The sequence below is a fragment of the Microcystis sp. M_QC_C_20170808_M3Col genome (genome assembly GCF_007095505.1).
Classification (GTDB): Bacteria; Cyanobacteriota; Cyanobacteriia; order Cyanobacteriales; family Microcystaceae; genus Microcystis.
Genome location: NZ_SFBY01000013.1, coordinates 1 through 13,648 on the forward strand (window position 1 = coordinate 1; position 13,648 = coordinate 13,648).

Annotated in this window: 16 protein-coding genes and 2 pseudogenes; 4 read left to right on the forward strand and 14 right to left on the reverse strand. The window is 40.1% G+C overall.

Annotated features, from left to right (window positions below):
* Positions 1–329: helix-turn-helix domain-containing protein (locus tag EWV84_RS00470; protein ID WP_287075676.1), on the reverse strand; the 329-nt coding region annotated here is incomplete at its 3' end.
* A gap of 91 nt (positions 330–420) precedes the next feature.
* On the opposite strand from EWV84_RS00470, the gene EWV84_RS00475 reads away from it, so the two are divergent.
* The gene (locus EWV84_RS00475) at positions 421–915 is read left to right on the forward strand and encodes a hypothetical protein (protein ID WP_287075677.1); all 495 of its coding nucleotides are present in this window, start codon (positions 421–423) and stop codon (positions 913–915) included.
* A 128-nt stretch (positions 916–1,043) separates the two neighbouring features.
* Here the strand turns inward: EWV84_RS00475 and cimA are convergent, their stop codons facing one another.
* On the reverse strand, positions 1,044–2,684 hold the full coding sequence (gene cimA, locus EWV84_RS00480) for a citramalate synthase (protein ID WP_287075679.1): 1,641 nt from the start codon (positions 2,682–2,684) through the stop codon (positions 1,044–1,046).
* A 66-nt stretch (positions 2,685–2,750) separates the two neighbouring features.
* Between cimA and EWV84_RS00485 the strand changes: the two genes are divergently transcribed.
* Positions 2,751–3,083: a 2Fe-2S iron-sulfur cluster-binding protein gene (locus EWV84_RS00485; protein WP_287075680.1), complete on the forward strand. Its 333-nt coding sequence runs from the start codon at positions 2,751–2,753 to the stop codon at positions 3,081–3,083.
* Positions 3,084–3,201: 118 nt separating this feature from the next.
* Entirely contained in the window at positions 3,202–3,747 is a 546-nt protein-coding gene (locus EWV84_RS00490; protein ID WP_287075683.1) for a hypothetical protein, read from the forward strand.
* On the opposite strand, the gene sds is transcribed toward EWV84_RS00490, so the two are convergent.
* Positions 3,744–4,715, reverse strand: coding sequence for a solanesyl diphosphate synthase (gene sds, locus EWV84_RS00495; RefSeq protein WP_286827423.1), 972 nt, complete (start codon positions 4,713–4,715; stop codon positions 3,744–3,746). The genes EWV84_RS00490 and sds overlap by 4 nt on opposite strands.
* A gap of 358 nt (positions 4,716–5,073) precedes the next feature.
* Between sds and EWV84_RS00500 the strand changes: the two genes are divergently transcribed.
* Positions 5,074–5,769 carry an HAD family hydrolase gene (locus tag EWV84_RS00500; protein ID WP_002801790.1) on the forward strand — a complete coding sequence of 232 codons (696 nt, stop codon included), beginning with the start codon at positions 5,074–5,076 and terminating at the stop codon, positions 5,767–5,769.
* Here the strand turns inward: EWV84_RS00500 and EWV84_RS00505 are convergent.
* From EWV84_RS00505 to EWV84_RS00555, 11 genes and pseudogenes are all read right to left on the reverse strand, one after another.
* Complete coding sequence (locus EWV84_RS00505) at positions 5,766–6,386, reverse strand: CPP1-like family protein (protein WP_287075685.1); 621 nt, start codon at positions 6,384–6,386, stop codon at positions 5,766–5,768. The two genes, EWV84_RS00500 and EWV84_RS00505, sit on opposite strands and share 4 nt — an antisense overlap.
* 86 nt (positions 6,387–6,472) lie before the next feature.
* Positions 6,473–7,534 (reverse strand): CIA30 family protein, encoded by a 1,062-nt coding sequence (locus EWV84_RS00510; protein ID WP_287075687.1) that lies wholly within the window; start codon positions 7,532–7,534, stop codon positions 6,473–6,475.
* 155 nt (positions 7,535–7,689) lie between these two features.
* Complete coding sequence (locus tag EWV84_RS00515; RefSeq protein ID WP_287075689.1) at positions 7,690–7,938, reverse strand: DUF433 domain-containing protein; 249 nt, start codon at positions 7,936–7,938, stop codon at positions 7,690–7,692.
* Between the two features lie 11 nt (positions 7,939–7,949).
* Positions 7,950–8,294 (reverse strand): DUF5615 family PIN-like protein, encoded by a 345-nt coding sequence (locus EWV84_RS00520; RefSeq protein ID WP_158200995.1) that lies wholly within the window; start codon positions 8,292–8,294, stop codon positions 7,950–7,952.
* Positions 8,295–8,297: 3 nt separating this feature from the next.
* The gene (locus EWV84_RS00525; protein WP_271972067.1) at positions 8,298–8,639 is read right to left on the reverse strand and encodes a DUF433 domain-containing protein; all 342 of its coding nucleotides are present in this window, start codon (positions 8,637–8,639) and stop codon (positions 8,298–8,300) included.
* 221 nt (positions 8,640–8,860) lie between these two features.
* A complete protein-coding gene (locus EWV84_RS00530) occupies positions 8,861–9,229 on the reverse strand; it encodes a DUF5615 family PIN-like protein (protein WP_287075692.1) in 369 nt (122 codons plus the stop codon).
* Positions 9,226–9,474 (reverse strand): DUF433 domain-containing protein, encoded by a 249-nt coding sequence (locus tag EWV84_RS00535; protein ID WP_286827419.1) that lies wholly within the window; start codon positions 9,472–9,474, stop codon positions 9,226–9,228. The genes EWV84_RS00530 and EWV84_RS00535 overlap by 4 nt, the downstream gene beginning before the upstream one ends.
* A gap of 123 nt (positions 9,475–9,597) precedes the next feature.
* Complete coding sequence (locus EWV84_RS00540; RefSeq protein WP_287075693.1) at positions 9,598–9,960, reverse strand: hypothetical protein; 363 nt, start codon at positions 9,958–9,960, stop codon at positions 9,598–9,600.
* 35 nt (positions 9,961–9,995) lie between these two features.
* The gene (locus EWV84_RS00545; protein ID WP_287075695.1) at positions 9,996–10,184 is read right to left on the reverse strand and encodes a hypothetical protein; all 189 of its coding nucleotides are present in this window, start codon (positions 10,182–10,184) and stop codon (positions 9,996–9,998) included.
* A gap of 119 nt (positions 10,185–10,303) precedes the next feature.
* Positions 10,304–11,836, reverse strand: a pseudogene (locus EWV84_RS00550) (Eco57I restriction-modification methylase domain-containing protein); the annotation flags it as partial.
* A 148-nt stretch (positions 11,837–11,984) separates the two neighbouring features.
* Positions 11,985–13,532, reverse strand: a pseudogene (locus EWV84_RS00555) (type IIG restriction enzyme/methyltransferase); the annotation flags it as partial.
* Positions 13,533–13,648 lie beyond the last annotated feature (116 nt).

Below are 13,648 nucleotides of genomic sequence, written 5' to 3' on the forward strand. Positions count from 1 at the left end.
GCACTTCCTCCCTGATGTTTTTTCTTAAAGTTGGGATACTTAGTACGACCAGCAAAGAAATTGGTAAAAGCTGTTTGTAAATGTCTTAACCCTTGTGGTAAAGGTACACAACTAACTTCATTGAGAAAGTCTAATTCTTCTTGCTTTTTCCAATCGGTTAGCATTGAAGAAGTTTCAGTATATCCTACTCTTTCTTGTCTTTCGTACCATGCTTGTGTTCTGACATGGAGAGCTTTATTGTAAACCAATCTTACACAGCCCAAGGTGCGCCGCAATAGCGACTCTTGTTCGGGTCTGGGGTAAAATCGAAACCAATAGGCTTTTTCCATGGGGAGCATTTTAGCATATATTTCGTAAATGTGTTAATATTTAACAGTAAAGCCGTCGTAGAACGACGGGGTTTCAGACCCAAAATTTTCGATGACCGAGCCAACCCGATTAAACTATCACGATACCTATTCTTGTCCCGTCTGTCGCCATGGTAAAATTGCTGCTTTAACACTAATGGAAGCCTATGCTTGTAACTTTTGTCAACACATTTTTACTGCTAATTTAGAACAACAGGTTTTAAAAATGGCCGATAGTCAATTACCCTTAACTTGGTATTGGAATGGTAAGTATTGGCAGGGTTTACCGAGAGAAGGCATGGAGATGGCAGGTTTTTACTTAATTATCGGTTTAGGATTTGTGATTTTTCCCACAGCAATTGTGGCTACGGGTGCCTATCTTTTTCCTCCAGTCGAGGGGAGTACTTTGTCATGGGTGCCTCTATTTTGGTCGATTTTAACCTTTATTTGCCATGCTATTTGTTTACTCTGGTTAATGATCGAATATTATCAGTTTCCCGTTAATATGTATCTGCGGGCCTTGGCTCGTCGTTGGCAAAATTCTCTGGCCACTAGATTATTATCCTAGGAAACATTCAATCCCAGAAAGGGTAGCAGGAAGTGGGGTGTGGGGTGTGGGGGGGTCACTGCGTGCGCGTTGCGGGGGAAGAATAAATAAAAATAATCTCCTGAATACTGACGACTGATAACTGTTCCCTAAATTATCCCCAAAGGACAAAATTGACCCGATAATTCTAGTTTATTGTTTTGCAGCAGATATAAACCGTATTCAATTCCTTCTACTACTGCTTGATAGGAAGCTTCCAAAATATTACTAGACACTCCCACGGTAGTCCATCTTTGTTGACCGTTACTCGACTCGATTAAAACCCTAGTTTTCGCTGCCGTCCCCGAACCACTATCGAGGATTCTCACTTTATAATCGGTCAGGTGAAAGTTAGCGATTTCAGGATAGAATTTGACTAAAGCCTTTCTTAAAGCCAGATCTAAAGCGGCCACCGGCCCGTTACCTTCGGCCACTTCTAATAAATCTTCCTCTTTTACCCGTACTTTAATTGTCGCGATCGCATTACCACTATCCCGCAGCATATCACAATAAACTTGGAATCCTTTTAATTCAAAAAGGTGGCTTCTCTGTCCCAAAGCTTCCCGCATTAATAACTCAAAACTAGCTTCGGCTGCCTCAAATTGATAACCCTCACTTTCCAAGATTTTTAAACGTTCCAAAATTTGCCGACAGGTGGGATCATCTTTATTTAAATCGATGCCAAAACTGCGCGCTTTCGCTAACACATTACTTAATCCCGATTGGTCAGAAATGACGATGCGGCGCTGATTCCCGATCGCTTCCGGGTTAATATGTTCGTAGGTAAGGGGATTTTTCGCCACCGCAGAAACGTGAATACCGCCTTTATGGGCAAAAGCAGAACGTCCGACGAAGGGAGCATGATCATCCGGCGCTAAATTGACCATTTCGCTGATTTTTCGGCTAGTTCCCGTCAATCGGCCTAATTGATTTTCTTCTAGGCAAGAAAAGCCCATTTTTAACTGAAGATTGGCAATTAAAGTACATAAATTGGCATTGCCGCAGCGTTCCCCATAACCGTTAATTGTGCCTTGAATCATGCGTACGCCCTCGTTAACTGCCGCTAAAGAGTTAGCTACGGCGGTTCCTGCGTCATTATGAGCATGGATGCCTAATTGAGGCGCATTTTCCTCATCGGGATCGATGCCCAATTTCTCCCGTACTTTCTCCACAATAGGGGCGATTTCTTGGGGTAAAGTGCCACCGTTGGTATCACAGAAAACTAACCATTCGGCCCCGGCAGCCCTGGCGGTTTTCAGGGTTAAAAGGGCGTATTCTGGGTTATTTTTGTAACCATCAAACCAATGTTCGGCATCATAAATGACTCGTTTTCCCTGACAGCGTAGATACTCGATCGTATCTCCTATCATGGCTAAATTCTCCTCCAGACTGGTTTTTAAGCCCTCTGTGACGTGCAGATCCCAAGATTTGCCGAAAATTGTCACCCAACGGGTTCTAGCGGCGAGAATGGCGGTTAACATCCGATCTTCCCGGGCCTCGATATGGGGGCGACGCGTGGAACAAAAAGCGACTAATTCCGCTTGTTTTAGGGGTTCTTCGTGCAGTTTCCAGAAAAATTGACCGTCTCTAGGGTTTGCGCCAGGCCAACCGCCTTCGATAAAAGGAATACCCATCCGATCTAATTCCCTAGCGATTTTAATTTTATCTTCTAGGGAGAGGGAAATACCTTCTCGCTGGGCCCCATCCCGGAGAGTAGTGTCATAGACCCAAATGCGCTTACCATTGTTCATAGAAATAGTCAATAGGTGTTAATATTAATTAATAAATAACTGTAGCGACTTAAAATCACGCCCCTAATGCCTAGAATAACAGTTTACAGTCAAACAATCACCTGCGATCGAGGTGCAAATCTCCGTCGCGTATTATTAAAACATGACATTTCTTTGTATAATGGCGGTTCCAAGTTAATCAATTGTCGCGGCATCGGCAGCTGTGGAACCTGTGCGGTGGCAATTGTGGGCGAAGTTTCTGCTATCAATTGGAAGGAAAAAGCGCGTCTTTCTTTACCTCCCCATAACCCCAATAATAACCGTCGTCTTGCTTGTCAAGTCAAAGTTTTTGGGGATATTGAAGTGACTAAATACGATGGTTTTTGGGGACAAGGAGAGTCAGTGATCAGTGATCAGTGATCACTTTTGAGTTTTCAGTGAACAGTATTGAGTGTTAAAGTGTTAGAGTATTAAGTGGCAAGTTCGGAGCCTTCTTTTCACTGATTACTGTTTACTGTTTACTGATTAAGGTTATCAAATGAACGAGACAATAATTTTTCGGATATCACCAATAATTCGGGTAACTTTATTAAGTTTATATGTAGCGTTAACCATCCCCTTACCCTTTTTAGCAAAAGTCACTAATTCCCCTGTTAATCCCAATTTTCTCTGGGTAGGAATTAGCTTAGGATTAATCGCTTTATACGGAGCTTTAAGTGAAAGAGTCATTTTATCAGAAACAGGAATACAAGTTACCTATCCCCAATGGTTTCCCGCTTTTCTTCGCTCTGGTTGGTGGTTAAATTGGACAGATATAAAAGAACTTAAATGTCGCAGTACAGGACAGGGTGGTTTAGTTTATTATTTCCTTGATCGCTCCGCGGAAAAAGCCTATTTATTGCCGATGCGAGTGGTGGGATTTAATCGCATGGTCAAAATAATCGAGGAAAAAACTAACTTGGATATGACTGATATTCGCCCCCTTTCTCAGCCTTGGATGTATGGAATTCTTTTTATTCTCACCCTATTTTTATTATTAGTTGATGCTTGGACTATTGCTACGGCGAGAACTATTATTCCCTAATAAATTCGGCTCAAAACGTAATCTACTAGCTCGATTAACACATCTTTTGAGGGAGAAGAAGCTAAACAGTCAAGGTGTTTTAAGGCACTTTGACCATACTGATTGGCTAATTCTTTTGAGCGAGGAATACCTTGGCTAGAGTGAATAAAATCAAGAGCTTTTTCGATGTCTCCTTCCTGACTAAATTCCCGTTCGATTAACACTTCTATATAGGGATTTTCCTCCATGGCAAAGAGAGCGGGAGCAGTGATATTACCACTGATCAAATCGGAGCCAGAGGGTTTTCCTAATACTTCCGTGGGGGAGGTAAAATCGAGAATATCATCGACGATTTGAAAAGCTAATCCTAAATCGCGACCATAATTATATAAATGATGATTAACTTCAGCCGATTGCTCGCTTAATACCCCGGCCGCTTTGGCACTGTTGGCAATTAAAGAAGCAGTTTTGTAGTAACTTTTTTCTAGATAAGCTGCCAAGGAGATACTGGTGTCAAAGCGATTAATTCCCTGTTGAATTTCCCCTTCAGCAAAATCGCGAATCACTTCTGAGAGCAATTTTACCACTTCTAAATTATCTAAATTTGCTAGATACCAAGAGGATTGAGCGAAAAGAAAATCCCCCGCTAAAACCGCCACGCGATTGTCAAATAAACTGTTAACGGTGGGAACACTGCGCCGCAATTCCGCCTCATCTACCACATCATCATGGACGAGACTGGCAGTGTGGATCATCTCCGTGATTTCCGCTAATCGACGATGACGGGGAGTGATATCCCGGTCTAACATGGTAGCGCGAGACACTAACAACACGATCGCCGGTCGAACGCGTTTACCACCGGCCTCGAACAAATGTTCTGCTGCCGCCGCTAAAATGGGATGACGAGCGCCGACGAGGTTTTTTAAGTTATCGGTCAAAAGACGGAGATCATCGTCAACGGGTGCGAATAAAGAAGTTGTTGGGATCATTGGTTAGCCAATTGGCGAGATAGTTACGAAAGTTTACATATCCTTACATTTATTTTAAGCTAACCGTCCAGACTAGGGAAGGGGAAGCATCAGTGATCAGTGATCAGTAAACAGTGAGGGGTTGGGGTTTTAGGGTTTTAGGGTTTTAGGGGTTGGGATGTTGGGGTTTTTAGTTGAAATTCCCCACTTCCCCACTTCCCCACTTCCCCATTTCCCTATTTCCCCCCACACCCCACTTCCCACACCCCACACCCCACTTCCCTCATCCCTAATTTTTTTCCTGACAAAACTCTTGTCATTGTCAAGACTCTAGGGTAACTTGTATATAAAAATTAATAAAGCGAGAAGTATTAGAACGATGTTGAGACTAATTAGCGACTTTGACGGGCCGATAATGGACGTATCGGAGCGATATTACCAAGTTTATCAAGACTGTTTACAGAAAACCGCCTATAAAGGTCAAATTATCGGAGAATTATCGAAAGCGGAATTTTGGCAGTTAAAACGGGATCAGGTTTCTGAGAAGCGTATCGGGGAAATGTCAGGATTAGATGAAGATCAAGCGCGTAAATTTGCCCATCTTCGTCGTCAAACTGTTCATACTTTACCCTATCTTGTTCACGATCGCCCGGTGGTTGGTTCTTTGGAAACTCTCCAGAAAATCCAAGAGTTAAAGATCGATTTAGTCGTGATGACGATGCGGCGGGTATCCGAGCTAGATCATGCCTTTAATCGCCACGATATCGGTCGTTTTTTCGCCGCTAATCGTCGTTATTGTCTAAATAATAATTACACCAAAACCAATGACGTGCGCGACAAAACCCTGCTTATGGCTAAGGCCGCTAAGGAACTGCCGGCGGCTGCCGATACTTGGATGGTGGGGGATACGGAAGCGGATATTGCCGCCGCTAAGAGCCAAAATATTAAGGTTATTGGCGTATTATCCGGGATTCGCAGCCGTTCCCGTTTAGAGAGCTACGAGCCTGATTATATCGTCAATAACCTTGGGGAAGCAGTGGACGTGATCTTAGGCTCCCTACGAGCGATTGGTTAACGGAAAAAACTACTAATCACCCAAAAGATCAGAAAAGTGACGAGCGCATAAATTGGGCGATCGCCGAAGATATTCAAATCCGCCTTGGCCGCTAAACTGGCTAATCCCGCTCCCAGAGCGACTCCTAGCACTAAACCAGCGAGAGTGAATAGTAAGGCGCGGCCAAAACGGTTTTCCTTGCGGTTGAAAAAATAGATATTAACGAAAACGCCAAAAGCTAAGAGCAGCGGTAAAAGGGAGCCACTGGGATCGGGAACTAACAGCGTTATTGCTCCTAAACAAGCGTAAATCACTGCTGGTACGCCGATATCCCGTGCAGAAGGTGTATCGATTAAGCTTTGCCACCAGTGAGGAGATTTGCTGCTAGTAACTGGTTTACTTTCCACCGGAATCGTCAGACGTTCGGGAAAACGAATGCGATCGGGAACTTTAATTCTACCCTCCTGTCGCATCCGCAGTCGATCCATGAGGACGGAATCGTAGGCCGCCTCGATCGATTCGACAATTTTGCTATCATTTTGATACTGTTGCACCAGTCTTTGTTTGGCCTCTTGAATTTCTTCAAAAGAGGATTCTTCAGTAACCCCAAGTTGTTCGTAGGGATTCTGTTCACTCATGAACATACCTCCTTAATTATGCTCCCGATAGTCATGATCTTAACCCGATGTTCTGTAGTTTAACTTGAGATCCAAGCTTATTTAAATTAATTAAGTTTAGCGAAAATCTGGGCAGAATCGATCGCTTCGTAGGGATAACCACTAGCATCTAAAAGGCTTTTTTCGGCGATTTCTCCTTCTTTAACGATAATTAAGCGGTTTTTGCCACCGTAGGCTTTAATTGTGACAATTTCTAAAGCAAATAACCCCGGGGAGAAACGGGGATTTATGGCCCCATCGTACTCGAATTTACTCTGCATTAACTGCAAAGCATAGACGTTACTACTATCAAACGGTGCTGCATCCCGGAGGGTTTTAGCGCGCACTACCGGGATTAAATCGCCAAAAGGAATAGAAATACTTTGCCAGGTGCGATCAAGTGTATCAAAAGAATAACAGTAACCGATACCATCCCAACGTCCTTCACAGCGCAGAATTAATTTATAGCGTTTTCCGTCCCCTTCTACCTGTAATTCTATTCCCTCGTAGTTAGATAAATTTAGGGGAGGATTCAGGTTTCTGGTACGAACTGAGGCAAAACCGCCGTTATTTTCAGTTCTAACGATACCGGAAAAGAGCGCTCGTCCTCTAGTCAGGGTTATCTGACTCTCACTCACTCCTCCCATTACCACATCATCCACCGCACCCCAGATTTCTTTTATATCACTGCTGGGATTGCTAAAGTCAAAGAGGGTTTTTTCGGCGGTTATCCCGGCATTTTTCAATAAATCGAGTAAATTAGCTAAACTATGGCGGTTATTCTCCCCTTGACAGTAGATAATTCTCTCAATCCCTGTGAATAATTGCGGGGTTTGCAGAGCAAATAAATCGACATTTTCGCCGAATAATTGACGTGCATCATCAATATTATCGACTAAAGCGCGAATTTGATAGTTTTGCTGCTGTAGTTGCGTGATTACCTTTCTACCGATCGCATTTTCCCCACCAATGACTAATATAGTCTTCATCCCTTGCTCATTTGTTAGCTGATTTTTTTTATCTTCCCCGAAACCGAGCCGCTTTTGCAGACAACTCCACAGGGGAATACTATCAAAATAGTCTAGAGTTTGCCAAAATCTCTGAAAATCCCAGCTTTTCGACTCAGCCATAACTTTTCTCTCCTCAAAGGGCCTGATAAAGTTAGCCTAACCAAACCAGCTTTAATCCTTGCCGCAAACGCTCGTTAATTTCTCTGAAAACCCCTATATATATTTAGGCACGGATTCCCATTCTATAAAAAGTATAAGTCAAGTCTTGGCTTTTGTCAAGCATTTTGGTTGAGATTCTTTAGTCTGGGAAAGTCTGTACGACGTGCGGCAAAGATTAGACAAGCTTGAATGTCGGCTAGTTCTAAATCGGGAAAGTCTTCTAAAATTTCAGTGATGCTGACGTTTTCAGCCAGCATTTCTAATATGTCTGTGACGCGGATTCGCATTCCACGAATACAAGGACGACCGCCACATTGTCCAGCAGTGTGAGTAATTCGATGTAGTAGTGAGTTGGTGGTTTTCATCGTTTTCTTATTCAGCTTATGTTAGGTAATTTAATTCTAATCAGTTGTCCTTCTATAGTTTCAAATTGAGAAAGATGATTGTCTATAGCTTGGGCAATTTTTTCCCAGTTAATGCTACTTCTACAAATCACAATGCCTTGATGTTGAGATGTTTGAGCGTGTAAACGAATAAAATCTCGGCGATTCATAGTTAATACGGCTCGATTAAGGCTAATTGCATAGTGCAGAACTTCAGAATCTGGAATTTTTTGCTCTGCTTTTCCTGCCTCTTGTACTGTCAAGATGTCATATCCTAAGGAACGCAAAATTCTGATAACAGGTAAGGGAAATTGCTCATCTGCATAGAGTTTTACCATTGTCTAATCAGCCTCGTTTTCCAGGATTGCTTTGGCAATTTCTTGGGGATGATTTTCGGCATATCTCCAAGCATTTGCCAGATCAACCGCGTTTAGGGTGGGATATGCTTCTAATATTTTTGCGTCGCTCAGTCCTTGTTGTTGGTAGCTGACTAATAGCCAAACCGGGATTCTGGTATTACGGATACAAGCATCACCACCACATACATTTAATGTTTTCTCAATTGCTAATTCTGGGATGAGGATGATAATTTCTACTCGACTATTTTTGTTATTCATTAGCGGACTATCTAGGGTGATTTGTCCTTGTTCGTTAATGGTTGCCATTGCTTTAACTGCTTTCATGTTTTTTGATTGAGATGTTAATCAATTTGTTGTTTAATTTCATTTAGCTTATGTCAGGGAACTAACCATAATAAAAACTACACCAGATCAAGAGTTTTTTATTCTTGTTTTCATTTTGTTTTCCCTAATACTCTATTTTAATTGCTTCATATTCTTCCTCTGTCATTGTCGTTTATCTCCACTGATAAACCATAAAAAAATATGTGTTTTTAGTAAAATTTTCATGGTTGAATGGGTAAGTGCCTAAGTCGAATTGAAACATCAGTTACAGAGATGATTAGACCATTAGTAAGTTCTGTGGCATAGTTATTTAAGATGGCTAACAAGCGACGGTTCACAACTTCTCGGCTTACATTCCCTAGACGAAATAAAATAACACTGGGTAAGCTGTCGCCACTAATTGCTAATAGTTGAGCAAAGTCTAAATCTACTGTAAGTAATATTCTTTCTTCTTGACGAGCTTTGTCTAAAATATTTTGGTCTGTCATCTTTTCTAGGTTTTCTTCAATCAGGTGGATTGCGTCATAGCCTTGTTCTCTCAAAAGTGCAATTGTGCGGGGAGAGATACTCATATCACCTAAAAACTTCATACTGCTTGGGTGTTTTGCCAAAGGATGACGCGCTCTTGGGTTAGCCAAGCTGCATATCTTAAAGCTTGTTGGATGTCTTCTGGTTCGAGATAGGGATAGTCTTCAATTATCTCGGCTGTTGATAAGCCATTGGCGATGAGGTTAATGATCACTGATACGGGTATCCGCATTCCCCGAATACAAGCTTGACCCGCCATAATTTTAGGGTCAAAGGTAATGCGATCTAATCCTGCTATTGTTTTCATTTTGTTTTCCCTACTACTCTATTTTAATGGCTTTATATTCTGGATATAGGTGAGTTGATAAAGTTTGTAAACTAAGTTATCAATCTCTTTTTCTAATTCGTTTGTATCAGCATAGCGATCACTTCATTCATTTTGCAGGTTTTCTAAATCGGCTAGGTCTTGAAGTCTCCCAGATGCTAATTTATTTTTTTTGAGATTGTCAAGATTGATAAAGTTAACAGGTACATCATTAAGCATTACTTCAATTTTGGAATCATAGCAGGTTTGAAAATCAACACCATCAGGATTTGTAATTAAATCAATTCGGTTCGGGGGATAGCCAAGCTGAATGATTTGATTAGGGGTTTGAAAGTCATCAGATGTCAATCCTAAGCTTTCAAATCCAAATTGACTTAATGCTGTTACTAATTTCTGAGCATTTTCTTGGCTTATTTCAATCCAAATATTAATATCTTTATTATACTTTATTATAGCATGGATGTCCATGAACTGCAACAGCATAACCACCGATAACCAGATATTTAACTTGGTTGTCGTTTAATAATTGTATAAACTCTTTGAAATCTTGGTTGAGCATTATATTTGTATTGGTGATATTCTTGGCGGATTTGTTCTAGTGCTTCTAGTCTTTTTTGTGGTGTTTGTTTTTGCCAATAGTTAAAGTCGCTAGTTTGTTGTTTTAGAGAAATTTTATTAACAGTTTTTTCCATGTTTTGAGCCTATTAATTCAACATTTATAATATAGTGATGCAGATTCCCCTTCCCTGAATAAATAAAAACTACACCAGATCAAGAGTTTTTTATTCTTGTTTTCATTTTGTTTTCCCTACTACTCTATTTTAATTCCTTCATATTCTTCCTCTGTTAGTGGAAAGTCTGGATCAATTATTTTTACTTCATTATAGGTGAGTTGATAAAGTTTATAAACTAAGTTGTCAATCTCTTTTTCTAATTCGCTTGTGTCCGCTTTGGGATCGCTTTTTTTTGCGGCAAGGATTTGATCAACTAGATAAATACATTTAGCTTGCTTTGTTTTACTAATTTTGGGTATTGGAAGCTGTGAAATAGAACGAGTTTGAATTTCAGAGAAAACAGTTTTAGTTGATTTAAATTTGTTGTTATAAATATAATTCATTAATGAAGAATTCATTATTCCAAGAAGAAACTTTATATCAAAGTTAATCCCTTTTTTTAGATTTACAACTACCAATGTATTAAGAGCATAATATTGAGAATTGTCATAAGTAAAAATTAACGTTCTCGAAACTCTTCTAAATAAAAGTTTTTCTTTTGTTTCAAAAATGTCTCTACGTTTACAACTATGAATCTTGGTAATATCGTAATCTAAATAAAAACCATCCCAGCTAATTGAGTATTTATTTATATTTCTTCCATCAAGAAGTTTTTTATATTTCCCTTCAGGGTTTTGTGTTTTTAAAGATAGTGATTTATCTCCCTTCAAAGCTATTGCTTGATTAATATTACAAATTTCGTCAAGCGGACAATTTTTAGATCCAAAAACTTTAAGCAAAATAGAATTACGCTGAACTAAAAATGAATAGTTGATATTGCTTCTTATTTCGGATGAACTTATATTAAACTTTAAATTAAATCCACTTTCAGCAAGCTCACCATAATTCACAGCATAATCTAAATTTTGTGATTTCAAATATTGAATAATCACTGTTTCTACTACTGCGTCTTCAAACGGTAAATTCAGAAAATTGACAACCTCTGATAGCGTTACTTTATTGAGTAAGAATTGACGTGTAAATACATAATATTCTTGAGTTAATATAGTGTTTGGAATAATATAACTTAAAATCCCGTTTTGTTTTAGTATTTGAAATGATAAATGAGTGAAAAAAATAAATGTATTTAATCTGCCGCCAGATGTTTCATAACGCATTAGTAAATAATTCTTGTATTTGACTGTTGTTGAGTCTATTTTAGATAATTGAATATAAGGAGGATTACCAATCACCACATCAAAACCGATAAAATCCCCCTTATCATCTAGAACTTCGGGGAACTCAAAGCGCCATTCAAAAGCATGATGATAAATCTTACCACTCTCAATCTCCTCGATTTCCAGACGTAACTTATCAATCTCATTCCTTAACTGACTAATCTCCTTTTCCCGCGCTTTCTTTTCCTTAGCTGACTCCTCAAATAACAAAATTTGATTCTCCAGACTATATAAATCCGTTTCCAAACCGCGCAAGCGCTTTTTCTGGGGATTATCTCCCTGCAAAGTCTGACGGAAACTCCCCTTAATTTCCTCTATCAACCGTTCCATCTCGCGCTTTTGCGACTTATCTTCCGCGTTGCGATAGACTCTCACCGCATCCTTATAACTCTCGGTTCTTCGGTTTGTGTTATGCAATGGAGGGGGGTTATAAGGGATGAAACCCTTATATAGAAAGACATTGCTTCGATTTTTGCCAATTGTTTTCGATCTAGAACGAGCTAATCAATTACCATACCAAGTAACGAAGAACCTAACTCTCGATACTTAAACGACTTTTGCGGGAAAAGACTTGTAAATCATTGGATAACCCAAAGCGACTAATCAGAGAATTACCCACCTTGATATTAATATCGATATTCGGTAGCGTCTCTAACTCATTATCTGCTTTGTAGTAAGCATTCTTGAGCAACTCAATCCATAAACGCAATCGACAGATTTTCACCGAGTTGGGATTGATATCCACTCCAAACAGACACCCTTCAATCAGACGCTGTTTTTCCTGAAATAAAGTCTCCTGTACGCGCTGACTTTCTCGGTTGCGGGGATTATATTCAAATATATTCCCGTCATCATCGGTGACGATTAACTCATCATTCACCACCTCAACCCGATAATCCCTGAGAGTTTTACCCTCTTTATCCACTAAAATCTGTAGTTCACTCTTAATCGCGATTATCTCATTCAAAGCAGAAACAAGAAAATGTCCCGAACCCACCGCAGGATCACAAATTTTGAGACTATTGATAATAGCATTGGCTGCCGTTTTATCTTTGATGCGGTTATACACATCCTCGATAGTCTGACAATCCCATCCCTGACTCTGGTTAAATTTCTCTATCACTGCGCGTCGTATCGTTTCCCGACACATATACATAGTGATAAAACCGGGGGTGAAAAAGGAACCATCCTTATATCCGTTGATTTTCTCAAAGATTAATCCCAACACCGACGCATTGATAAGAGTCTTATTATCCTCCTGTATCGCTTCCCCACCTTCGCTGCTAAAATCGTAGGCATTGAGAAACTCGAATAGGTATGCTAAAGCGTTAATTTCTCCTGTTCGCTTTTTCCCCTGACTATCCTTTAAGACTGTTCCCACAAAAATCTCTAAGTTCTCCGAACGCAGGTTACTGATAACTATCGTTGATTGTTCTAATTCCGTCGGTTCAAACAGAGAACTGTTGAGATAGGGAACCTGAGTATAGATATTCTGGATGTCTTTGCTTCTTTCTGACTGTTTTTTTGCTAAGACGCTGAAAAATAACCGATTTAAGTCGTCAAAGTCGGCAATTTTGCTTAAATTGAGAAACCCTAGGGATTTATCCCCCCGATGATACCGAATTATCTGCGCTTCCAATAGCTTCAGGAAAAGGATTCTATTTATCCAAGTTATCCCCAACTCCAAACCGATATTAAATAGTCTCTCCTCCTCCGTCTCCCCAAATTCTTCGGGATTGGGTAAACGAGAGATTTTATCTAAACTCTCTACTTGACTGATAGCGTTCTCTAGCAGCGAACCGGGTTGACGCGCTGCTGGTTGCAGACGTTGGATGAGTTTTTTCCCTCCCTCTTTTATCTCTGTCAACCCGATGATATGCAGCAGTTCACTATAAAAGTTCTTGTCGAGACTGTTGCTATCGTTCGCAAAGGGGAGTTTTAAGAGGTGTTCGGGAGAAAAGATTTTATAGAGACTGATGAGGTTATGTTCGTCATCCCGGATGGTTTGGGTGTATTCCCGCAAGTCAAAATAGGTATATGTCAGGGAATCCATTATTGAGTCAAGAAAAGGTTCCCCTATCTGTTTATAAGACCTCTTGCATAATTTTTTTATGGTATAATATAAGGTTTTGCTTTTTTCTCAATTCTTAGATTGAAGTGGAAAAAAGAATAAAATGTGATCTTAGGTCAGGAAATCATCTATAA